Here is a 21,946-nt window from a genome sequence, read left to right as displayed (position 1 = left end):
GCGGTAAAGTGTATCGGTACTGTATTGGAGGGGTGCGCTAGCATGGGGGCCTTGATAAGGAGAATCCCATGGACTTGCTGCTGCCGCTGGCCCCGCTGATGACGTTTGCCTTCGTTTCGTCCATCACGCCCGGTCCCAACAACATCATGCTGGCCTCGTCCGGCATCTGGTTCGGCTTCCGCCGTTCCATTCCGCATATGCTGGGCATCACCATCGGCTTCGGGGTGCTGCTGGCGATTTGCGCGGTGGGCATCGGCACGCTGGTGATGGCGGTGCCGGCCATGCAGACCCTGCTGAAGGTGGCCGGCTCGGCCTATCTGCTGTATCTGGCCTGGCAGATGCGCGCCATGAGTTTCGACCGGGAGGCCGAGAAAACGCACCGGCCCATGAGTTTCCTGGGCGCGGCCATCTTCCAGTTCGCCAATCCGAAGGCGTGGATCATGGCCATCACCGGCGGCTCGGCCTTCCTGCCGCAGATGGCGCCGGTGTCGCTGGCGATCGCCGTGTACTGCCTGGTGTTTTGCGCGGTGAACCTGCCGTGCATTTCGCTGTGGGCGGGCGCGGGGGCGCTGTTGCGCCGTTACCTGGCCGATCCGTTCTGGCAAAAGGCGTTTTGCTTCACCATGATTGCGCTGACGGCGTATTCCGCGCTGGCGGTGTGGCTGTAAGGCGGACCGCGCGCCTCTGAGGGCTAGCGTACAGAATGGCTGCGGCCTCGGCGCTACCCTGAGCCATTACTTTGGCAAGGAGGACGCGATGAATACCTGCACGAATCGCTATATCAGCAAGCCCGCTCGCACCATGCAGGCGGCCGCGCTGACGGTAGCATTGACACTGAGCAGCGCTTTGGCCAGCGCCCAGGAGGCCGAATACATTACCGGCGGCGTGGGCGCGGAACAGCGCGAGGAAATGAAGGCGCAGCGGGATCAGTACAACCTGCTGCTGACCTTTGCCGACCGCAACGGCGAAATGCAGGCCGGCGTGGCCGTCACCGTGCGCGACCGGCGCGGGCGCACGGTGCTTGAACTGCCCGATGCCGGTCCCATGGTGTATGCCAAGCTACCCCCGGGCAGCTACCGCATCATCGCCAACGTCGACGGCCGGCAGCAAGTACGGTCGGCCAACGTCGGCCATGGGCCGCGCGAGGTGTCGTTCCACTGGGCGGCGGAGATGGCCAGCGCGCGCTGAGCGGGAGCGGCCGTGCCACGCTTGCGCACAGTTTGCCTGCACGGCCGCTTAGTATTACTCTTAACAGTATGAAAAAATCGATGCCTGCAGTCTCTTCGCCGCCCGTGCCGCCGTCCGCCGCCGAGCCTTCTCAAGCCGAACTGGATGCCGCATGCAAGCGGGTAGCCCGCCAATTGGCGGCGCGCCAGCACGTTTCGCGCAACCTGGCGCAGGAGGGCGACCAGCAAGCCACGCGCGGCCAGAAGGCGGCCGACGCGGTGGCCGCCTTTGGCGGTTCGTGGACCTTCATCGGCTTGTTCATGGCTACACTGCTGGCCTGGGTGGTGCTGAACTCGGTCATCCTGGTGCGGCATGGCAAGCCCTTCGACCCTTACCCCTACATCCTGCTGAACCTGTTCCTGTCCATGCTGGCCTCGGTGCAGGCGCCCATTATCCTGATGTCACAAAACCGCCAGGCGCAGAAAGACAGGATGACCGTGGAGCACGACTACGAAGTGAACCTGAAGGCAGAAGTGGAGATCCTGCTGCTGCATGAAAAGCTGGACCATCTGCGCGAGGAGCAGTGGCGCGAACTGGTGGCCATGCAGCAAAAGCAGATCGACATGCTGACCAGGATATGCGAGCAGCGCGCCGCCGAGGAATAGCACGCGGCGGTAGAGCCGCAGCTCAGCCAGAAGGAAGAGGTAGCGCATCATTGCTTTAGTTCGGCCCGGAATAGTCCAATAATGTTGTTTGCAGGCGAACAACAACCCGGGGGGATGATGATGAGCTATGTAATCAACGTGAACGGCAAGAGCCGGACCGCCGACGTGGAGGGGGACACGCCGCTGCTGTGGGTGCTGCGCGACGTGTGGCAGATGACCGGCACCAAGTTCGGCTGCGGCATGGCGCTGTGCGGCGCCTGCACGGTGCACCTGAACGGGCAGGCGGTACGCTCCTGCGTCACCCCCGTCGGCAGCGTTGGCAAGGGCAAGGTGGTGACGATAGAAGCGGCCGGCGCCACCCCGGCTGGCAAGCGTATCCAGCAAGCCTGGGTGGCGCACGAGGTGCCGCAATGCGGCTACTGCCAATCCGGCCAGATCATGTCGGCCACGGCGCTGCTGGCGGCCAATCCCAGGCCCAGCGACAGCGACATTGAACAGGCCATGTCCGGCAATGTGTGCCGCTGCGGCACTTACGGCCGCATCCGCGCCGCCATCAAGACCGCCGCGCAGAAAGGATGACCGCCATGGACGCATCCGACCTGCGTAACGATAAGCATGCGACGCCACGCACTGCGGCGCGGCGCGCCTTCCTGAAGACCGGTCTTGGCGCTGCCGGCGGCCTGCTGCTGTCGTTCTGCCTGCCGTCCGCCGGTGCTGCGGCAAAGATGGCGCCCGGCCCCGCATTCGCGCCCAACGCCTATTTGCGCATCGGCGCCGACAACAGCGTGACGGTGGTTTGCCCATTCGTGGAAATGGGGCAGGGCGCTTACACGGCTATTCCCATGCTGCTGGCCGAGGAACTGGAAGTGGACCTGGCCAACGTGCGCGTGGAGCACGCCCCGGCCGACGAAAAACTGTACGGCCACCCGCTGTTCGGCGCGCAATTGACGGGCGCTTCGGCCAGCGTGCGCGGCGCGTGGGAGCCGATGCGCAAGGCCGGCGCGTCGGCGCGCCTCATGCTGGTGTCGGCCGCAGCGTCCACCTGGGGCGTGGAGCCGGGCAGCTGCACGGTAGCGCAAGGCGTGGTGACGCACCAGGCCAGCGGCCGCAAGCTGACATACGGCGAACTGGCGGCCAAGGCGGCAACCATGCCGCCGCCCACGGAGGTGCCGCTCAAGCCCGCGTCGGCCTTCCGCCTGGTGGGCACGCCGGCCAAGCGGCTGGACATTGCCGCCAAGGTGAACGGCACGGCCAAATTCGGCATCGACGCGCAGGCGCCGGGCATGAAGGTGGCGGCGGTGGCGGCCTGCCCGGTCTTCGGTGGCAAGCTGGCGTCGGTGGACGACAGCAAGGCGCGCGCGGTCAAGGGCGTGCGCAAGGTGGTCAAGCTGGACGATGCGGTGGCGGTCATCGCCGACCACACCGGCGCCGCCCGCAAGGGCCTGGCCGCGCTGGCCATCACCTGGGACGAGGGACCGAACGCCAGGTTCTCGGGAGCCGAATGGGAGCGCCAGCTGGAAGCGGCCATGAACGGCAAGGGCCTGCTGGCGGTGAGCGAAGGCGGCTACGCCAAGCTGGTCGAGGGCGGCGCGCGCCAGGTGGAGGCGGTTTATATGATGCCTTTCCTGGCCCACGCCACCATGGAGCCGATGAACTGCACCGCGCACGTGCGCAAGGACGGCGTGGACATCTGGACCGGCACCCAGGCGGCGGGCCGGGCGCAGGACTTCGTGGCCAAGGCGCTGAACGTGGACCCGGGCACGGTGCGCATCAATAACTTCCTGCTGGGCGGCGGTTTCGGGCGCAGGCTGGAGGTGGACTACATCGTGCAGGCGGCGCTGATCGCGCGCCAGGTGAGTTACCCGGTGAAGGTGGTGTGGAGCCGGGAAGAGGACATGCAGCACGATTATTTCCGTCCGCTATACCGCGACGAGCTGGCCATGGCGCTGGACGCAAAGGGCAAGCCGGTGGGCTTCCGCCACCGCTTCGCCGGCTCGGCCGTCGAGGCGCGCTACGCGCCGGCATGGATGAAGGACGGCATCGACACGGATGCCATCGACGCCGCCGCCAGCCCCTACGACTTTGCCCACAAGGTGGTGGAATTCCACCCGGTGGAGACGGCGGTGCCGACCGGCTTCTGGCGCGGTGTCGGGCCTACCCACAACACCTTCGTCATCGAGGGCTTCATGGATGAACTGGCGGCCGGCGCCAAGGCCGACCCGCTGGCCTATCGGCGCGCCGTGCTGAGCAAGGAGCCGCGCGCGCTGGCGGTGCTGGAGCTGGCGGCGCAAAAGGCTGGCTGGGGCAAGACCATGGCGCCGGGGACCGGCATGGGGCTGGCGCTGGCAGTGGCCTGGGGCAGCTATGCCGCCTGCGTGGTGGAAGCGGCGGTGGACGCGGCGGGCCAGGTCAGTCTGAAACGGGTGGTGTCGGCCATCGATTGCGGCCAGGCTGTAAATACCGACGGGGTGATCGCGCAGATCGAGAGCGGCAGCGTGTACGGGCTGACGGCCGCCTTGTACGGCAAGCTGACGCTGGAGAACGGGCGCGTCATGCAGGGTAACTTCCACGACTATCCGGTGCTGCGCATGAACGAAGTGCCGCCCATCGAGGTGCACCTGGTGCAGAATGGCCTGGCGCCGGGGGGCGTGGGCGAGATCGGCTGCGCCATGGTGGCGCCAGCGCTGGTGAACGCGGTGTTCGCGGCTACCGGAAAACGGCTGCGCCGCCTGCCGGTGGAGGCGGAGCAGCTGAAACAGGCTTAGCGGGCTGAGGGGCAGGCGCGGCGCTTGTGCGGGATGGTGCTTAGTCCGCCGGGGCGGCCGGCAGTTGTGCCAGTACCTTGCGCAGCGCGCCATGCGCCATGGCGACCTTGGGCGAATCGTGCAGCATGGCGCTGTAGCGCAGGCGGAAATCCTCGTCCGTGGCCGGCAGGGGGCCGACCAGGCCTTCGACCTCGGCGCGGAAGCGGCGTTCCAGGTCGACCACCAGGGCTTCCTCGTCGTCCAGGCATTCGTCCAGCGTGCTGATGATGCCGGACAGCTTTTGCAGCCAGGCGAAATGCGGGTGGCTGGTGACCAGTTGCAGGTGTTCGAGAGCGCTGCCGACGTTGCCGAAATACTGGGTTTCGACGTCCAGCAGCGCTTTGTGCAGCGTCCTGAGCGCGCGCGACAGGTGTTGCAGGTCGCTGCGCAGGGTTTTTCCTTCTATCATTTCCGGCTCCGGCTGATGTGATTGTCAAATACGTAAACCGTCATCATAAGCCATTGCCGGAAATCCGGCGCTCTGCTATTTGGCAGGGAGGCCGGCGGGCGCCGTTTGGTTCAGCAGCGAGTGGTGGCGGGCATAGCCGAAGTACACCACCAGGCCGATGGCCAGCCAGATGCCGAAGGCGACCCAGGTGAACCAGGCCAGGAAGCTCATCAGCGCCAGGCACAGCACCACCGCCAGCGCCGGCACCACCGGCACGCCGGGGCAGCGGAAGGCGCGGTGCAGGTCGGGGCGCTTCTTGCGCAGCACGATCACGGCGACCGACACCAGGCAGAAGGCGGCCAGCGTGCCGATGTTGATCAGCTCGGTCAGCACGTTTAGCGGCACCAGGGCGGCGATACCGCCGAAGATCAGGCCCACCATCCACGTGGCGAAGAACGGCGTGTGGTGCTTGGGGTGCACTTCCGACAGTTTTTTCGGCAGCAGGCCGTCGCGCGACATGGCGAAGATGATGCGGGTCTGGCCGTAGGCCATCACCAGGATCACCGTCGTCATGCCGAGGATGGCGCCCAGGTTGACGAAGCGCGCCACCCAGTTTTCGCCCGCATATTCCAGCGCCAGGGTGACCGGATGGTCCACGCCCAGGAATTTCTGGTAAGGCACGATGCCGGTCATGATGGCCGAGACGATCACGTACAGCACGGCGCAGGCGGCCAGCGAGCCGATAATGCCGATCGGCAAGTCGCGCTCGGGGCGCTTGACTTCCTCGGCGGCCGAGGTCACCGCGTCGAAGCCAATGAAGGCGAAAAACACCAGCGCGGCGGCGCTCATGATGCCGGTGGCGCCGAACGGCGCGTACGGCTGCCAGTTGCTCGGCTCCACGTGGCCGATGCCGACCGCGATGAACAGCAGCACCACGCCGATCTTGATGGCGACCATGATGTTGTTGACGCGGGCCGATTCGCGCACGCCCAGCGACAGCATGGCCGTCAGCACCAGCATGATGAGCAGCGCGGGCAGGTTGAACCAGGTGCTCACGCCGGGCACGGCGCCGGGCGCGGCGGTCAGCTCCACCGGCAGGCGGAAACCGACGCTGGCCAGCAGCGACTGCAGGTAGCCGGACCAGCCGACCGACACGGCGGAAGTGGCCAGGCCGTATTCCAGCAGCAAGTCCCAGCCTATCATCCAGGCCACCACTTCGCCCAGGGTGGCGTAGCTGTAGGTGTAGATGGAGCCGGCAACCGGCACCGAGGAGGCAAATTCAGCGTAACAGAGGGCGGCGAAGCCGCAGGCGATGGCGGCGATCACGAAGGAGATGGTCAGGGCCGGACCGGCGGTCAGCGCCCCGGTGCCGGTCAGCACGAAGATGCCGGTGCCGACAATGGCGCCTATGCCCATCAGGATGAGGTCGAAGGGGCCGAGTACTTTGGCCAGGCCGCCCGGTTTGCGGCTGGCGGCGACCATGTCGTCTAGATTCTTGGTTCTAAAGATGCTCACTATCGTGTTTCTCCAATGTGTCTCTGTCTTGAGATTTTTTAAGTATGGGCGCCTGGCCAGATCATGGCTGGACGCTGCCGCATACTAGCACAAGGCGCCTTGTTGGCACCATGGCAAGGACGGAGACGTGGAGAGGTGTTGCGGCGATTAGTGCAGCAGGCGGCCGGCGCGGTCGACGTAGCGGCTGGCGGCCGGCATCGGGGCAGCCGAGGCGGCGGCGGTGCGGTCCAGCCGGGCCTGCACCAGCTTCTGCCAGGCACTCACCCAGCGCGACGCAACCACGCATTCTTCAGTAGACCTGGCGCCGAGCGTGCGCTCGACAGCGAGTTTCTGGCGTTTCAGGGCGTACAGGGCTTGGGAGTAGTTGTCCATCTGGTGTCGTCGAACAGTAGTGGGGCGGTGCGCTGCCATGGGTCTATTATCGGCGAGCCGGGAATGGCTGAATGTGCGTTACCTCTCACTACGTAGGAATAAGATGACATTTTCGCCTGCTGATGTACTACACGCGGCGATCTTCTGGTCCGATACTGCTGAGCTGCCGGCGCTATTAAAGTAGAGCCTGAAGAAAACAACAACAGATCAGGTGTCCCATGTTCCCAGCCGCTCACAATAGTGTCATCGCCCCTCCCCCAGCCGTGCGCCGTCCGGCCGCCGCGCCTGCCATGTCGCTGGCCGGCGCCCGCCAGAACGAGCTGCTGCGGGCCCTGCCCGAGGCCGACCTGGAGCGCCTGTTCGGGCACATGGAACTGGTGCCGCTGAAGCCCGGCCAATGCCTGTACGACTTCGGCGACGAACTCGAATACTGCTACTTCCCCACCAACGCCATCGTCTCGCTGCAATATATTAACGAGGAGGGCGCCACCACCGAGATCGCCGTGGTCGGCCGCGAAGGCGTGGCCGGCGTGGCCGTCTACCGTGGCGAGCGCGCCAGCAACACCGCCGTGGTCACCGGCGCCGGCTACGGCTACCGCCTGCATGCCGAGGCGCTGCGCGGCATGTTCGCCGAGGGTGGCATGCTGGCCCAGCAGCTGATGCGCTACACCAGCAGCATGTTTACCCAGCTGGCCCAGAACGTGGTGAGCAGCCGCCACAGCAGCATCGACCAGAAACTGTGCCGCTGGCTGCTGGAGCGCCTGGACCGCTCCATCGGTACTGAATTGAAAGCCACGCAGGAGAACATCGCCAACCTGCTGGGCGTGCGCCGCGAAAGCATTACCGCCAGCGCCGCCAAGCTGCAGGCCGAAGGGGCGATCCAGTGCCGCCGCGGCGTGATCGACGTGCTGGACCGCACCATCCTGGAAAACAATGCGGGCGCATGCTACTTCGCGCCGCGCCTGGCCTTGCCGGAGTAGCCTCCCAACCGTGAAATGTTAGTCCCATCCCGTGTCCCGGTACGGCTGCGCCATTTGCTGGTGCTGCTGACCGCGATCGGCTTTATTCCGCTGATCCTGATTGGCGCCTGGGGCGTCAAGATGACGGCCGACCATCAGCGGCGCGAACTGGAGCGCTCGATGCTGGATTTGTCGCGCGCGCTCTCCAGCGCCGTCGATGCGGAACTGGACGGCTGGGTCGGCACGCTGCGCACCATGGCGCGCACTCCCGCGCTGGGCAGCGGCGACATGCGCGCCTTCTACGACTTCGCCAAGGAACAGGTGCACATGCAATCCGACTGGTCCAGCGTGGTGCTGACCGACGCCAACGGCGCAGTCGTGTTCAAGACCGTGCTGCCCTACGGCTCCCAGGACGGGCGGGTGATCGATCCGGACAGCCTGCAGCGCGCCATGTCCTTGCGCCAGCCTGTGATCGGCCGCATCGCGCACGGCCAGGCGGCGCAGCCGGCCTTCCCGGTGCGGGTGCCGGTGACCGACAACCAGAACAATCTCTATGTGCTGACGGCGGCGATCCAGCCCAGCCGCATTCTCAAGCTGGTGCAGCGCCAGCGCAATCCGGACGGCTGGGTGATCTCGGTGCATGACAGCAGCGGCCTGCGGGTGGCGCGTTCGCTGGACCACGAGCGCACCATCGGCACCGGACCCAGCCCCAGCCTGGCGCAGCTGATGCAGAACGGGCCGATGGAAGGCGTGGGCGTGACGCGCACGCTGGAAAACGTGGAAGTGGTGTCGGCCTACACGCGCCTGTCGCGCTACGGCTGGACCGTGGCGGTCGGCGCGCCGACCGCCGCGCTAACCGGCATCCTGGCCCAAAGCGCGGCGGTGTACGCGGGCGCCATCATCGCTTCGCTGCTGCTGTGCACCGGGCTGGCGGTGCTGATCGCGCGCCGCATGGTGGCGGCGATCGGTGCGCTGCAGGAGCAGGCGGTGCGGCTGGGGCGCGGCGAGCCGGTGCAGATTGCGCCGTCCGGCATCTATGAAGTGAACATGATGGGGTTGGCGCTGGAGGCGGCGGCGCACCAGCGCACCGGCCATGAACGCGAGCGCGGACACTTGCTGGCGTCGCTGGAACAGGCGCTGAAGGCGCAGGAGGAGGCGCTGGCGCGCGCCGAGAGCGCCAGCCGCGCCAAGGACGACTTTCTGGCCGTGCTGGGACATGAGCTGCGCAATCCTTTAAGTCCGATCGTCAGCGCGCTGGACCTGATGTCGGCGCGCGAGCAGGGCGTGTACCAGCGCGAGCGCGACGTGATGCGGCGCCAGGTGGTGCACCTGAAGCGGCTGGTGGACGATTTGCTGGACGTGTCGCGCATCACGCGCGGCAAGCTGGAACTGGTCATGGCGCCGGTGAACCTGTGCCAGGTGGTGGCCCAGGCGGTGGACGCGGCCAACGGCGCCAAGCTGCGCGGGCCCGCCATCGGCGTGCGCATGCCGGAGAGCGCCTGGGTCATGGGCGATGAAAGCCGGCTGGTGCAGGTGCTGACCAATTTGCTGTCGAACGCGGTGCGTTTCGGCGGCGATGGCGCCATTGCGGTAACGCTGGAAGTGGTGTCCGGGCAGGCCCGCCTGCAGGTGCGCGACCACGGCGTCGGCATGCATCCGGGCATGCTGGAGCATATTTTCGAGCCATTCTACCAGGCCCCTCAGCCGCTGGCGCGGGCGGCCGGCGGCTTGGGGCTGGGCCTGGCCATTGCCCGCAATATCGTGGAACGGCACGGCGGGCGCATCGGCGCCATCAGCCCTGGGCAGGCGCAGGGCAGCACTTTCGAAGTGCTGTTGCCTGCCATCGCCGCGCCCAGGCTGGGACTGCCTGCCGACGGCGCGCCGGAACATGAGCCGGATGCCGGCGCCGCGCATGCCGATGCGACATCGTCAGAGCCGGCGCGCCGCCGCATCCTGGTGGTGGACGACAACCAGGACGCCGCGAAGGGCTTGCAGGCCCTGCTGGAATTGAGCGGCCACGAGGTGGTGGCAGTCCATAGCGCCTGCGCCGCGCTCGACAGTTTCGCTGCGGAGCAGCCCGAGGTGGCCATTGTCGATATCGGCCTGCCGGACATGAACGGCTACCAGCTGGCCGGCGCGCTGCGCGCCCGCAGCCGCGGCGCCTTGCGCCTGATCGCGCTGACCGGCTACGGCCAGGCCGCCGACAAGCAGCGCGCCGAAGCGGCGGGATTCGACCTGCACCTGACCAAGCCGGCCGGCATCACCGAGCTGCAGCGCGCGATCGCCGACGTGGAATGAGTAAAGCCCCTGGCGGGGCAGGGGCTTTCGGGACTGGCTTCCGGTGCCCTGGCGGGCGCCGGATTATTTCTCGGCGAAGGCGCGCTCGATGACGAAGTCGCCCGGCGTGGAGGTATTGCCTTCCTTGAAGCCGCGCGCTTCCAGCATTTCCTTCAGGTCGCGCAGCATGTCCGAGCTGCCGCAGATCATCACGCGGTCTTCGTTCGGGTTCAGTTCCGGCACGCCCAGGTCTTCGAACAGCTTGCCGCTTTCGATCAGCGCGGTCACGCGGCCCATGTTCTTGTACTCTTCACGGGTCACGGTCGGGTAGTAGCGCAGCTTGCTGGTCACCAGTTCGCCCAGGAACTCGTGGTTGGGCAAGTGCTCCACCAGCATGTCGTGGTAGGCCAGCTCGTCGACCTGGCGCACGCCGTGCACCAGGATCAGCTGGTCGAACTTCTCGTAGATTTCCGGATCGCGCACAATGCTCAGGAACGGCGCCAGGCCGGTGCCGGTCGACAGCATGTACAGGCGCTTGCCCGGCAGCAGATAGTCGGACACCAGCGTGCCGGTCGGCTTGCGGCCGACGATCACGGTGTCGCCCACCTGCAGGTGCTGCAGGCGCGAGGTCAGCGGGCCGCCCGGAACCTTGATGCTGAAGAATTCCAGGTGGTCTTCGTAGTTGGCGCTGGCGATGCTGTAGGCGCGCAGCAGCGGCTTGCCGTCGACGCGCAGGCCGATCATGGTGAAGTGGCCGTTGGAAAAGCGCAAGGCAGGGTCGCGCGTGGTGGTAAAGGAGAACAGGGTGTCCGTCCAGTGGTGCACGCTTAAAACCTTCTCCTCGTTCATGTTGCTCATTGTCTGATCCCGATTGACTAAAAAGTGAAAGCACCAGGCCCCGCGCGGTGGGCGTTTGCTTGGCAATCGGCTGAGCAGGGGGATGGCGCCGTAGAAAATTAGTGGCGTAACTGACATTGTAACGGATCGCGGGCCATCCTGTCTTGCAGGGCAAGCGACAGCTTAATCATATGCTTATGCGGTAGCGCAAGGGGTTTGCGTGGCATGATGGCGGTTTGATAATCATTGTCCCGGTCCCATGCCCGCTTTTTCTCGTTCCACACCGCTGCCTGTTCTGCCGCTGCTGTCGCTGCTGTTACTGCTGGCGCTGCTGTCCCTGCCGCTGACGCCGCGCGCCGCCGAGCCGCCGCAGCTTGTCGCTGGCGCGCCAGCCGCCGCCGCAGCCCCAGCCGGCCAGGTTCCCGGCGCGGCGCCGGGGCCGGTCCTGCCCGCGCCCACCTCGGCACTGGTCTTCGCCAACCGCAGCGTGTTCGTGTTCCGCGCCCCGCTGGCGGGCTATCCGCCGTCGGACCGCGCCGCCGGCGCGCTGCGCCGACTGGAGGCCGCCATGGCCAGGGGCGGGCCGCTGAAGCCTGCCATCCGCAGCATCCCCGAAGGCACGCAAGTGCTGCTGGACGGCATGCAACTGTTCGTGGTGACGCCGGCCGACATCAACCTGCTGGCCGGCGACAGCACCGACAGCGTGGCCGGCGCCGCCGCCGCGCACCTGGGCATGGCGCTGGCGGAGCACCAGGAGCAGGGCAGCTTGCGCTACCTGGCCGTGGCGGCCGCCTACTGCGCCGGCGCCACGCTGGTGTATGCGCTGCTGCTGCGCGGCCTGTCGCTGCTGCACCGCTGGGCCGCGCGCCGCAGCGCCGCGCTGCTGGGCATGCGGCTGCGCGACGTGCGCCTGAAGAATGTGCGCGTGCTGGACGCCGAACACTACATCGTCTTCGCGCGCCACCTGCTCAACGCCGCGCTTTGGCTGCTGTTCCTGATGGCCACCTACCTGTGGCTGGCCTTCGTACTGGGCCGCGTGCCCTACACCCGCGCGTGGGGCGAGCGCCTGAGCGGCTACCTGCTGGACGTGGCGGGCGACGTCGGCCGCGCCGTGGCCGGCGCGCTGCCCGGCATGGTGCTGGTGCTGATCATCTTCGCCTTCGCGCGCCTGGTGGCGCTGACCGCCTCGTCCTTCTTCAAGCGCTTTGAAAGCGGCGAGCTGCAAATGGGCTGGCTGGACCGCGACACCGCACTGCCCACGCGCCGCATCGCCAGCGTGGTGATCTGGCTGTTCGCGCTGGCCATGGCCTATCCCTATCTTCCCGGCGCGCACACGGCTGCGTTCCAGGGCTTGTCGGTGCTGGTGGGGCTGATGGTGTCGATCGGCGCGTCCAGCGTGGTCGGCCAGGGCGCCAGCGGCCTGATACTGATGTATACACGCGCGCTGCGCAAGGGCGAGTACGTCAAGGTCGGCGACAGCGAAGGCACGGTGCTGGAAGTGGGCATGTTCGAAACCCGCCTGCGCACCGGCCTGGGCGAGGAACTGGCGCTGCCGAACGCCTGGGTCATGGGCCAGACCACCAAGAACTACTCGCGCGCCCACACCGGCACCGGTTTCGTGCTCGACGCCAGCGTCACCATCGGCTACAACACGCCGTGGCGCCAGGTGCACGCCATGCTGGAACTGGCGGCCGCGCGCACCGAGGATGTGGCGCCGTCGCCCAAGCCCTACGTGATGCAGGTGGCCTTGCATGACTACTATGTGGAGTACCGGCTGGTGGCGTACGCCAAGGCGGAAGCGCCGCGCAAGCGTGTGGAAGTATTGAACCAGCTGCACCAGCACATTATCGACGTGTTCAACGAGTTCGGCGTGCAGATGATGTCGCCGCACTATATGGCGGATCCGCCGGCGCCGATGGTGGTGCCGAAGGAGGACTGGCACCTGGCGCCCGCCAGGCGGCCGGACCACAATCCGGCCGGCGCCAGTCCCGGGAAGGATTAAGCGCTGGCAGCCTGGGTGCCGCGCTGCTTGCTCCAGTAGCCCACGCCCAGCACCAGCAGCCAGGCTGGAATCAGGTAGACCGACAGGCGCAGGTCCGGCGTCAGATACATTACCACCAGGATGGCGGCCAGGAAGGCCAGGCACAGGTAATTGGTGAGCGGGTAGCCCAGGCTGCGGAAGCCGGTGACCTTGCCTTCGAGCTGCTTTTGCGCGCGGAAGCGCAGGTGAATCCAGCTGATCATGCCCCAGTTGATGATCAGCGCCGAGACCACCAGGCCCATCAGCATGCCGAAGGCTTGGCCCGGCAGGAAGTAGTTGACCACCACGCAGATGCCGGTGGCCACCGCCGACACGCCCAGCGCCGCCAGCGGCACGCCGCGCTGGTTCACCTTGAGCAGCGAGCGCGGCGCGTTGCCTTGCTTGGCCAGGCCGAACAGCATGCGGCTGTTGCAGTATACGCAGCTGTTATATACCGACAGTGCTGCCGTCAGCACCACGATGTTGAGCGCATTGGCCACCACGTTGCTGTTCAGCGCGTGGAAGATCAGCACGAAGGGGCTGCCGCCGGTGACCACCTTGGTCCATGGGTACAGCGACAGCAGCACGCCCAGTGCGCCGATGTAGAAGATCAGGATGCGGTAGATGGCCTGGTTGGTGGCCTTCGGGATGGTCTCGGACGGGTTGGCCGCTTCGGCGGCGGTAATGCCCACCAGTTCCAGGCCGCCAAAGGAGAACATGATGACCGCCATGGCCATCACCAGTCCCGAAATCCCGTTCGGGAAGAAGCCGCCGTGCTGCCACAGGTTGGCGACACCCGCTTCCGGGCCGGCGCTGCCAGATACCAGCAGGTAGACACCGAAGCCGATCATGGCCACGATGGCGACCACCTTGATGATGGCGAACCAGAACTCCATCTCGCCGAACGCTTTCACGTTGGCCAGGCTGATGCTGTTGATGATGACGAAGAAGGCCAGCGCCGACACCCAGGTCGGAATGGCGGGCCACCAGTACTGCACGTAGATGCCGACCGCGGTCAGCTCGGCCATGCTCACCAGCACGTACAGCACCCAGTAATTCCAGCCGGCGACGAAGCCTGCCATGTTGCCGCAGTATTTGTCGGCGAAGTAGGCAAAGGAGCCGGCCACCGGCTCGTCCACCACCATCTCGCCCAACTGGCGCATGATCAGGAACGCGATAAAACCCGCCACTGCATAGCCCAGCAGCACCGAGGGACCGGCCATCTGGATGGTCTGCGCAATGCCCAGGAACAGGCCGGTGCCGATGGCGCCGCCCAGCGCGATCAGCTGGATGTGGCGGCTCTTCAGGCCGCGCTTCAGTTCATTCTTCCCGTCTTCAATCATGTCTCATGGTCCCTGATCGTTTTAAAGGCGCGTTGATGTGGATATTCATGCAACACGCGGAAGCCAGTGATTCTAAAGCATAGCCGTGCCGTGCGGTGGACTCAAATCAGTCACTGTAGAATGCTGGCAACATGGTTTTTTTGCTAAGTTAAATATATCATCAGGAGATGGCAATGCTTGACATGGCGCAGCAGGCTGCATGGACTTCGGAGAGCGGCACTGAGGCCTGGGCCGCCAGCCTGCATGGGCAGTTGGCGGGACTCGAGTCGCGCTACGGCGCCCGCGCGGGCCTGGAGCGCGATATCGCCGGCTACGTGCTGACTGGCCAGCCGCGCACGGTGCCGGCGGAACTGAAGACGGCGGTGCGTGCGCTCGGCCAGCAACTGCGCCTGTGCGGCCTGCCGCCGCCGCTGGACGAGGAGGCGCTGCGCGGGTTTTACGCCGGCTTCAGCAGCCTGCCGCCTGCCGTGGCACTGCGCTGGACACAGGTGCTGGACGCCGGCTGGAATGACGGCGCCGCGCGTCATCACGGCTTGGCCATGCCGGACGGCAGCCACTGGGCGGAGCATTTGCTGGTGCATGCAGCGACCGAGGCGAGGGGACAGGCCGGCCAGCGCGACCGGGCCGTCGGTCCCAGCGCAAGCTGCATGGAAGCGCTGCTGTCTGAAACCGGCCTGCCGCCGCAGGCGCTGCTGCTGGCGGCGTTTACCGTGCCGGCCGAGGTGTACTCCTGGGTGCGGCGGGCCGCGTTGCTGGTGACCGACCTGCCAGGTTTTCCAGAGCAGCTGCAGCGCAACCTGGCGCTGGTGCGGCCGCTGCTGTCCGCGCCGTCGGCGGAGCAGCGCGCCCTGCTGGCCGAACTGCTGGCGCAGGCCGATCCGGCCACACTGGCCGAACTGGCGCCCGAAGTCACCGAGTTTGCCACCTGCGGCAGCAAGCAGGTGCGGGGCGCAGCCGAAGCGCTGCTGTTCAAGGGCGGCATGCTGCTGGTACCGGCACTGCACAAGCTGGCCGTCAAGGGGAAGACCGAGCAGCGTTTGCATGCGCTGCGCGGCTTGTGGCTGATCGCCGGCCAGCAGGGCGACGCCGGACTGCGGGCGGCCGCGCTCGCGCTGGCCCAGGCGGACAAGGCCGGCGCGGTGCAGGCGCTGGCCGCCGAATGGAGCAGCAGCGCCGCCGCAGCAGCGGCGCCGCCCGCCGCGCGGCCAGCCATGCAGTGGTCGCTGCCGTTGACAGCGGAACTGGACGCGGCCCTGGCCGACCTCGCGGACGCTATATATATAGCGGTGCGCGAACGCAACGATGAAGCGATACAGGAGTCCGGAAAGAAAGGCGCGCCGCCGCTGGAATTGTGGGATTACCTCACCGATGCCGACGCCGCCGCCTTGCGCGGCTTCCTGGGCGAGCACGCCCTGGCGGCGCCGCCGCTCGAAGGACGCTATGGCTGGAGCCCGTTCGGCGAACCGCTGCAGGCCTTCGCCGCCAGGCCGGGCGTCACGCCGGCAGCCGTGGTCAAGCTGCTGCTGGCGTTTGCCCCCGCCAAGGCCGCGGCCGGGAAGATCCTGGTCAAATTGCTGGAAACGGCGCATCGTGCCAATGGCAGGCCGTCGCTGCTTGAATTGCAGCAGTTGCTCGAACCGGCCGGCGTCACGGCCGAACAGGTGTTCGACGATTATTTCCACACTTGGAGCGGCTTGCAGTTCGACTGGCTGCCGCACGAAATCTGGCCTTTCCTGGAGCAGCACCAGGACCTGGTGCGCCGCAAGCTGGCAGCGCCTGCCGAAGACCGCTATGGTTTCGACCGCATGAAGCTGTACCGCGCCCTTGCCATGCTGCCGCGCATGGGAGCGGCCTATGCCGACGTGCTGTTCGAGCAGGCGCTGGGGGCGCAAAAATCCTGGCGCTTGCCGGCGCAGGACGCGCTGGCTGCTTTCGAGGGCAAGGTGGAGCGCATCCTGGCGGCTCTGGCAAGCAGCAAGGCCGATGCGCGCACGGCCGCCGCGAACTGGCTGATGCGGCTGAACCACGCGCCGGCGGTGGCCGCGCTGGAAGCGGCCGTGGCCAGGGAAAAGCACGATGTGGCCAAGGGCGCCATGCTGGACGCCTTGCAGCGCTTCGGCCAGCCGGTTGAAAAGTACCTGGACCCCGACGCGCTGCTCAAGGAGGCGAGGAAAACGCTGCAGAAGGACATACACCAGGACCTGGCCTGGTTCCCCTGGGGCGCCATGCCGCAAGTGGCGTGGGCCGGCAGCGCTGCTCCGGTTGCGCCGGATATCCTGAAATTTCTGCTGGTGCAGGCCTTCAAACAGAAGAATCCCGAGCCGAACGCGGTGCTGCGCAAGTTCTGCGGCATGTTCGAGCCGGCCGGGCGCGACTGTTTCGGCCAGTTCGTGCTGGAATGCTGGCTGGCGCAGGATGTGAGCACCGTCTCGCAGGCCGATGCCGCCGCCATGGCGATACACGACGGCCGCGCGCTGCACGCCGACATGCAGCAGATCCCGGGGTTGTACCAGGGACATCCGATGGAGGGCCGTTCCGAGCCGGAACTGATCGCCTGGTGCCTGAAACAGCGATTGTCGCAGCCGGCCGGAAACGCCGTTGCCAGCAAAGGCGTATTGGCCGTGGCTGCGGCCTGCGCCGGGGCGCGCGCCGCAGCGCCGGTGGAGCGCTACCTGAAAGCCTGGTACGGCACCCGCCCTTCCCAGGGCAAGTCCCTGATCGCCATGCTGGCCTGGATCGACCAGCCGTCTGTCATCCAGCTGGTGCTGGCCGTGGGCAGCCGCTTCCGCACCCGCAGCTTCCAGGAGGAAGCCAGCCGTCAGATCGAGGCGCTGGCCGAGCGCAAGGGATGGAGCGTAGCCGAACTGGCCGACCGCACCGTGCCGGGAGCGGGATTCGACGAGGCTGGCGTGCTCGAGCTGCCGTTCGGAGCGGGCGAAGGCAGCCGCGTGTTCACTGCGCGCCTCGGCCCGGACTTCAAGGTGGCGCTGTTCAATGAGGAAGGCAAGGCCATCGCCGCGCTGCCGGAGCCGCGCGCGGGCGAGGATGCCGCACTGGCCAAGGACGCCAGGTCCGCGCTGGCGGCTGCGAAAAAGGAGCTCAAGACGGTCGTGTCGCAGCAGGCCGACCGCTTGTACGAAGCGCTGTGCCTCGAGCGGGAGTGGCAGTTCGAGGACTGGCAGCTGTACCTGAACCGGCACCCCATCGTGCGGCGCCTGGCGCAGCAGCTGGTCTGGGCCGAGGTCGAGGGCGCAGAGGGCGGCGCGCGCGTGGTGCGGACCTTCCGCCCGCTTGACGACGGCACGCTCACCAGCCGGCACGAGGAAGCCGTGCGGCCCGCGCCGGCCGCGCGCATCCGGCTGGCACACGATACCATCCTGGCGCAAGAGGAAGTGGCCGGATGGCTGGCCCACCTTGCCGACTACGAGGTGGCCGCGCTGTTCCCGCAGCTTGGCAAGGGCGTCTATGCCTTGCCGGAAGCGCTGCGGCACGCGGCCGGCATCGACGACTTCAAGGGCCACGCCATCAAGGCCTTTGCCTTGCGCACCCGTGCGCAGAAGCTAGGCTATGCGCGCGGCGCCACGCAGGACGGCGGCTGGTTCTATTCCTACGACAGGCGCTTCGCTGCGCTGGGCCTGACCGCGCATGTCGAATTTACGGGAAACAGCCTGCCCGAGGCGGACCGGGAGACCGTGCTGACGCGGCTGTCGTTTACCGACAACCGCAGCGGCTCGGCGGCGCCGCTGGGCAAAATTCCCGCCGTGCTGCTGTCCGAGTGCTATCACGACATGCGGCTGCTGGCCGCCGCCGGCAGCGGCCATACCGAGAAGCGGGAAGCCAATGTAGAATGAGGGCAACATGTCCGATTTGCTAACGGCCGGACCATTTTTGAGGAGCGACAATGCGCAGTGCAGCAGTGCAGGAGCAACAGGCGGCCCCGCCGGACCACGACAACGCCGCCGCGTGGCTGGTGCATTTGCGGCGCGCGCTTGAAGGGCTGGACCAGCGTCCCGGCGCACGCGCCGGGCTGGCGGCCGACATCGAATCCTACCTGCTGCGCGGCGAGCCGCGCGCCGTGCTGGGCGAGGCGACCTGGCTGTCGCCGGTCAGCAGCCAGTTGCACCTGGATGTCGACCGCGAAGAGGCTGGCCGGGACGAACTGGGGCGTTTCTACCAGGCCCTGTGCCAGGCCGGCAGCGCCACGGGTTTGCGTTGGGCGCACCTGCTGGAGGCGGCCGGCACCGACGCCGGCGTTGAGTGCTATGGCATCGTCATGCCGGACGGCAGCCACTGGGCCGAGGCCTTGATGACACACGCGCGAGGCCTTATCTGCCGTGGGTTACGCTGGCCCACGCCAGCCATGCGGGGCCTGAGCGCGGCCGGAGTCGAGGGCCTGCTGACCGAGGCCGGGCTTGCGGCGGACGCCTTGCTGCTGGGCGTCTTCGGCACACCGGCGGAGCACAATTTCTACACCGGGCACCGTGTGCCCGGCGTGACGGAGCTTGAAGGGTATGCGGACTACGTGCAGCGGCACGTGGAGTCGGTAAGGCCATTGCTGGATGCCGGCGACACCAAGCGGCGCGTGATGAGCATGGAACTACTAAGGCCATGCGGCGACGCGACGCTGGCCGCCCTTGCTCCCGAACTGGCGGGCCTGGCCACCTGCGGCAGCAAGCAGGTGCGCGTTGCAGCCGAACCGCTGGCGCGCAGGGCCGCAATAGCGGTATCGCCCGAGCTGGTGAGGCTGGCAACGAGTGGCAAGCCGGACCAGCGCCTGCACGCGTTGCGGCTGCTGCGGCAGGTGGGCGCGGATCGCGGCGATGCGGCCCTGATGGAACAGGCACGCGGCCTGGCCGCAGCCGACAAGGCCGCAACCGTGCAAGCCTTGCTGGGCGAATGGGAAAGCGCGGCCGTGCCGCACAGCGACGCCTGCGCGTACACGATGCCGGTGATCGGCTGGTCCACGGCGCTGACGCCTGAACTGGATGCCGCGCTGGAGGCATTGTGGGCAAGCATCGGCGAGCGCATCGTGCTGCGCAACCAGGAGCGCACCGAGTGGCACGCGAAGTCGGCGGCCCGTGGCCACAACTGGAAACTGGAGCTGGAACCGCCGCTGCCTGCGTCCAGCCTGGAGCGCCTGCGGGCCTATCTTGCCGAGGCAGGCAGTGCCGGGCGCCCCGGCGCAGGCATCTGCGAGCTGCATTTTTCCAGCGATGCGCTGGCGACGTTTGCCGTTCAGCCGGGCGTGACGCCGGCGGTACTGGCCAAGACGGCCATGACGTTCACGGAAAAGCGCGACGTCCTGCTCAATTCCAATGTGACGCCGGCGTTCGATGCGCTGTACCGCGCCACCGGCCATCCCACGCTGCTGGAATACCAGCTGCTGGCCGAAGGGGCGGGGAGCACCGCGCGCGATGTGCTGGACAATTACTGCGCTGGCTGGTGCGCGGTCGGCGCCAACATGGCTGCCGAAGATGTGTGGCCCTTCCTCGCCCATAACCGGGATTTGCTGGTTCAGCGCATCCTCTCTCCGGGCGACGACGACTACCGTTTCGAGCGCCGCAAGCTGTATGCGGCGCTGAAGACTTTCCCGGTGCTGCCGCCGCAGGTCGCCGATGCCCTGTTCGAGCTGGCGTTGAGCTCCTTGAAGAGCGCGCGTCCCGGTGCGCAGGAAGCGCTGGACGGCTTTCCGGGCAAGGAAGCACGCATCACGGCCGCACTGGCCAGCGGCAAGGCCGAGGTACGTGCGGTCGCCGCGCAGTGGCTGATGCGGCTCGGCCACAGCGCCGCCGTGCCGCAGCTCGAAGCGGCCGTAGCGAAAGAGAAGCACGACCTGGCCAAGGGCGCCATGCTGGACGCGTTGCAGCGCTTCGGCCAGCCGGTGGAAAAATACCTGGACCGCGCAGCGCTGCTGAAGGAAGCCGGCAAGACGCTGGAGAAGGGCATCCACAAGGACTTGGCATGGTTCCCCTGGGAGCACCTGCCGGCGGTGGCGTGGGCCGACAACGGCACCGCCGTGCCGCATGAGGTGCTGAAGCTGCTGCTGGTGCAGGCCTTCAAGCAGAAGTCCCCGGAACCCAACGCGGTGCTGCGCAAATTTTGCGTCATGTTCGCGCCGCAGGGCCGGGAGGCGCTGGGGCAGTTCGTGCTGGAGGCGTGGCTGGAGGAGGACGTGCGGCCGATACCGGCCTCGGTGGCCGCCGAACTGGCCGCCTCGGACGGCGCTACGCTACTTCACGGCATGCAGAACTGGCCGCAATACTACGAGAACCATCCTTTGCTGGGGCGGCCGCTGCCGGACCTGGTGGCCAGCGCGCTGCCGCGCCGGCTGCGCCAGCCGGCCGGCAGCGCCATTGCCAGCAAGGGCCTGCTGGCGATAGCGTCGGCCTGCGCGGGCGGGCGCGCGGCCGCGCCGGTGGCGGCTTACCTGAAGCAGTGGTACGGTACCCGCGCTGCGCACGGCAAGGCGCTGATCGCCATGCTGGCCTGGATCGATCATCCCGGCGCCACCCAGCTGATGCTGTCGGTGGGGAACCGCTTCCGCACCCGCAGCTTCCAGGAGGAAGCCACGCTGCAGGCCGAGGCGCTGGCCGAGCGCAAGGGCTGGACGCTGTCGGAACTGGCCGATCGCACCATCCCCGCCGGCGGCTTCGACGAACACGGCGTGCTGGAGCTGAGCTACGGCGAGCGCGCGTTTACCGCGCGCCTCATGCCCGACTTCAAGGTTGAGCTGTTCAATCCGGAAGGCAAAGCCATCGGCGCGCTGCCCGAGCCGCGCGCCGACGACGACGCGGCGCTGGCCAAGGAGTCCAAGGCGGCGCTGTCGGCTGCGAAGAAGGAAATCAAGGGCATCGTCAAATTGCAGGGCGAGCGCCTGTACGAAGCGCTGTGCACGGAGCGCGACTGGGCTTTCGAGGACTGGCAGCAGTACTTGAACCAGCACGCCATCGTGCGCCGCCTGATCCAGCGCCTGGTGTGGGTGGAAATGCAAGACGGCGTGGCCGTGCGTTCGTTCCGGCCGCTGGACGATGGCACGCTCACCGACCGCGATGACAATCCGGTATCGCTGGCCCCGGCCGCCCGCATTCGCGTCGCGCACGATTCCTGCCTGCCGGCCGAAGAGGTGGCGGGCTGGCTGCAGCACATGGCCGACTACGAAGTGGCGCCGCTGTTCCAGCAGCTGGGCAAAGGCGTCTACTCGCTGCCGCAGGGGCAGCAGGACGCCACCGGCATCGAGGACCACAAGGGCCATATGATAGAGACCTTCGCATTGCGCAACCGCGCGCTCAAGCTGGGCTACACGCGCGGCGCCGCGGAGGACGGCGGCTGGTTCTATGTCTACGAGAAGCGCTTTCCCACGCAAGGGGTGACCGCGCTGATCGAATTCACCGGCAACGGCCTGCCCGAGGAGAACCGCAAGGTGGCGCTGCTGAAGGTCGCCTTTGCCGGCCCGGGCGGCGGGCGCGGCGGGGCGGCGGGCCTGCCCCTGAGTTCGATCCCGAAAGTGCTGATCTCCGAGTGCTACAACGACATGCGCCTGATTGCTTCCGACGGCAGCGGCTTCCATGCCGACTGGCAGTCGCTCAGTAACTACTAAAA

Annotated in this window: 15 protein-coding genes; 10 read left to right on the top strand and 5 right to left on the bottom strand. The window is 67.2% G+C overall.

Annotated features, from left to right (window positions below):
• Positions 1-68: 68 nt before the first annotated feature.
• The 5 genes from AC6H42_RS08700 to AC6H42_RS08680 all read left to right on the top strand — a co-directional run bounded on the left by AC6H42_RS08700 (position 69) and on the right by AC6H42_RS08680 (position 4,597).
• Positions 69-668: a LysE family translocator gene (locus AC6H42_RS08700; RefSeq protein WP_200953995.1), complete on the top strand. Its 600-nt coding sequence runs from the start codon at positions 69-71 to the stop codon at positions 666-668.
• An 88-nt stretch (positions 669-756) separates the two neighbouring features.
• Complete coding sequence (locus AC6H42_RS08695) at positions 757-1,188, top strand: hypothetical protein (protein ID WP_497547843.1); 432 nt, start codon at positions 757-759, stop codon at positions 1,186-1,188.
• Positions 1,189-1,268: 80 nt separating this feature from the next.
• Positions 1,269-1,832: a DUF1003 domain-containing protein gene (locus AC6H42_RS08690; protein WP_057156400.1), complete on the top strand. Its 564-nt coding sequence runs from the start codon at positions 1,269-1,271 to the stop codon at positions 1,830-1,832.
• A gap of 120 nt (positions 1,833-1,952) precedes the next feature.
• Positions 1,953-2,411 carry a (2Fe-2S)-binding protein gene (locus tag AC6H42_RS08685; protein WP_057156750.1) on the top strand — a complete coding sequence of 153 codons (459 nt, stop codon included), beginning with the start codon at positions 1,953-1,955 and terminating at the stop codon, positions 2,409-2,411.
• A 5-nt stretch (positions 2,412-2,416) separates the two neighbouring features.
• On the top strand, positions 2,417-4,597 hold the full coding sequence (locus AC6H42_RS08680) for a xanthine dehydrogenase family protein molybdopterin-binding subunit (protein ID WP_497547842.1): 2,181 nt from the start codon (positions 2,417-2,419) through the stop codon (positions 4,595-4,597).
• A 40-nt stretch (positions 4,598-4,637) separates the two neighbouring features.
• Here the strand turns inward: AC6H42_RS08680 and AC6H42_RS08675 are convergent, their stop codons facing one another.
• The 3 genes from AC6H42_RS08675 to AC6H42_RS08665 form a co-directional block, all read right to left on the bottom strand.
• Positions 4,638-5,045: a hypothetical protein gene (locus AC6H42_RS08675; RefSeq protein ID WP_497547841.1), complete on the bottom strand. Its 408-nt coding sequence runs from the start codon at positions 5,043-5,045 to the stop codon at positions 4,638-4,640.
• A gap of 75 nt (positions 5,046-5,120) precedes the next feature.
• Positions 5,121-6,539 carry a branched-chain amino acid transporter BcaP gene (gene bcaP, locus AC6H42_RS08670; protein WP_057156405.1) on the bottom strand — a complete coding sequence of 473 codons (1,419 nt, stop codon included), beginning with the start codon at positions 6,537-6,539 and terminating at the stop codon, positions 5,121-5,123.
• Between the two features lie 147 nt (positions 6,540-6,686).
• Positions 6,687-6,911, bottom strand: a complete 225-nt coding sequence (locus AC6H42_RS08665) for a hypothetical protein (protein ID WP_157201006.1) — start codon at positions 6,909-6,911, stop codon at positions 6,687-6,689.
• 218 nt (positions 6,912-7,129) lie between these two features.
• On the opposite strand from AC6H42_RS08665, the gene AC6H42_RS08660 reads away from it, so the two are divergent.
• Together AC6H42_RS08660 and AC6H42_RS08655 are read left to right on the top strand one after the other, a co-directional pair.
• Entirely contained in the window at positions 7,130-7,891 is a 762-nt protein-coding gene (locus AC6H42_RS08660) for a Crp/Fnr family transcriptional regulator (protein ID WP_057156408.1), read from the top strand.
• Positions 7,892-7,906: 15 nt separating this feature from the next.
• Positions 7,907-10,168 carry a hybrid sensor histidine kinase/response regulator gene (locus AC6H42_RS08655; RefSeq protein ID WP_497547840.1) on the top strand — a complete coding sequence of 754 codons (2,262 nt, stop codon included), beginning with the start codon at positions 7,907-7,909 and terminating at the stop codon, positions 10,166-10,168.
• Positions 10,169-10,231: 63 nt separating this feature from the next.
• On the opposite strand, the gene AC6H42_RS08650 is transcribed toward AC6H42_RS08655, so the two are convergent.
• Complete coding sequence (locus AC6H42_RS08650; protein WP_057156411.1) at positions 10,232-11,005, bottom strand: ferredoxin--NADP reductase; 774 nt, start codon at positions 11,003-11,005, stop codon at positions 10,232-10,234.
• 238 nt (positions 11,006-11,243) lie between these two features.
• Here AC6H42_RS08650 and AC6H42_RS08645 point away from each other — a divergent pair, with 238 nt between their 5' ends.
• Complete coding sequence (locus AC6H42_RS08645; RefSeq protein ID WP_497547839.1) at positions 11,244-12,986, top strand: mechanosensitive ion channel family protein; 1,743 nt, start codon at positions 11,244-11,246, stop codon at positions 12,984-12,986.
• Here the strand turns inward: AC6H42_RS08645 and AC6H42_RS08640 are convergent.
• Positions 12,983-14,347 carry an amino acid permease gene (locus tag AC6H42_RS08640; RefSeq protein ID WP_057156415.1) on the bottom strand — a complete coding sequence of 455 codons (1,365 nt, stop codon included), beginning with the start codon at positions 14,345-14,347 and terminating at the stop codon, positions 12,983-12,985. The two genes, AC6H42_RS08645 and AC6H42_RS08640, sit on opposite strands and share 4 nt — an antisense overlap.
• A gap of 173 nt (positions 14,348-14,520) precedes the next feature.
• On the opposite strand from AC6H42_RS08640, the gene AC6H42_RS08635 reads away from it, so the two are divergent.
• A complete protein-coding gene (locus AC6H42_RS08635) occupies positions 14,521-18,198 on the top strand; it encodes a DUF4132 domain-containing protein (protein ID WP_497547838.1) in 3,678 nt (1,225 codons plus the stop codon).
• 50 nt (positions 18,199-18,248) lie between these two features.
• Positions 18,249-21,944: a DUF4132 domain-containing protein gene (locus tag AC6H42_RS08630; protein ID WP_497547837.1), complete on the top strand. Its 3,696-nt coding sequence runs from the start codon at positions 18,249-18,251 to the stop codon at positions 21,942-21,944.
• The last annotated feature ends 2 nt before the right edge of the window (positions 21,945-21,946 follow it).

It is taken from the genome of Massilia sp. NBRC 108631 (genome assembly GCF_059704565.1).
This window is presented reverse-complemented; position numbering and strand designations above follow the sequence as displayed.

What these genes read in the sequence shown, in the direction of transcription:
- AC6H42_RS08700 (WP_200953995.1), top strand. Translation starts at nt 69, where the DNA reads ATGGACTTGCTGCTGCCGCTGGCCCCGCTGATGACGTTTGCCTTCGTT.
- AC6H42_RS08695 (WP_497547843.1), top strand. Translation starts at nt 757, where the DNA reads ATGAATACCTGCACGAATCGCTATATCAGCAAGCCCGCTCGCACCATG.
- AC6H42_RS08690 (WP_057156400.1), top strand. Translation starts at nt 1,269, where the DNA reads ATGCCTGCAGTCTCTTCGCCGCCCGTGCCGCCGTCCGCCGCCGAGCCT.
- AC6H42_RS08685 (WP_057156750.1), top strand. Translation starts at nt 1,953, where the DNA reads ATGAGCTATGTAATCAACGTGAACGGCAAGAGCCGGACCGCCGACGTG.
- AC6H42_RS08680 (WP_497547842.1), top strand. Translation starts at nt 2,417, where the DNA reads ATGGACGCATCCGACCTGCGTAACGATAAGCATGCGACGCCACGCACT.
- AC6H42_RS08675 (WP_497547841.1), bottom strand. Translation starts at nt 5,045, where the DNA reads ATGATAGAAGGAAAAACCCTGCGCAGCGACCTGCAACACCTGTCGCGC.
- AC6H42_RS08665 (WP_157201006.1), bottom strand. Translation starts at nt 6,911, where the DNA reads ATGGACAACTACTCCCAAGCCCTGTACGCCCTGAAACGCCAGAAACTC.
- AC6H42_RS08660 (WP_057156408.1), top strand. Translation starts at nt 7,130, where the DNA reads ATGTTCCCAGCCGCTCACAATAGTGTCATCGCCCCTCCCCCAGCCGTG.
- AC6H42_RS08655 (WP_497547840.1), top strand. Translation starts at nt 7,907, where the DNA reads ATGTTAGTCCCATCCCGTGTCCCGGTACGGCTGCGCCATTTGCTGGTG.
- AC6H42_RS08650 (WP_057156411.1), bottom strand. Translation starts at nt 11,005, where the DNA reads ATGAGCAACATGAACGAGGAGAAGGTTTTAAGCGTGCACCACTGGACG.
- AC6H42_RS08645 (WP_497547839.1), top strand. Translation starts at nt 11,244, where the DNA reads ATGCCCGCTTTTTCTCGTTCCACACCGCTGCCTGTTCTGCCGCTGCTG.
- AC6H42_RS08640 (WP_057156415.1), bottom strand. Translation starts at nt 14,347, where the DNA reads ATGATTGAAGACGGGAAGAATGAACTGAAGCGCGGCCTGAAGAGCCGC.
- AC6H42_RS08635 (WP_497547838.1), top strand. Translation starts at nt 14,521, where the DNA reads ATGCTTGACATGGCGCAGCAGGCTGCATGGACTTCGGAGAGCGGCACT.
- AC6H42_RS08630 (WP_497547837.1), top strand. Translation starts at nt 18,249, where the DNA reads ATGCGCAGTGCAGCAGTGCAGGAGCAACAGGCGGCCCCGCCGGACCAC.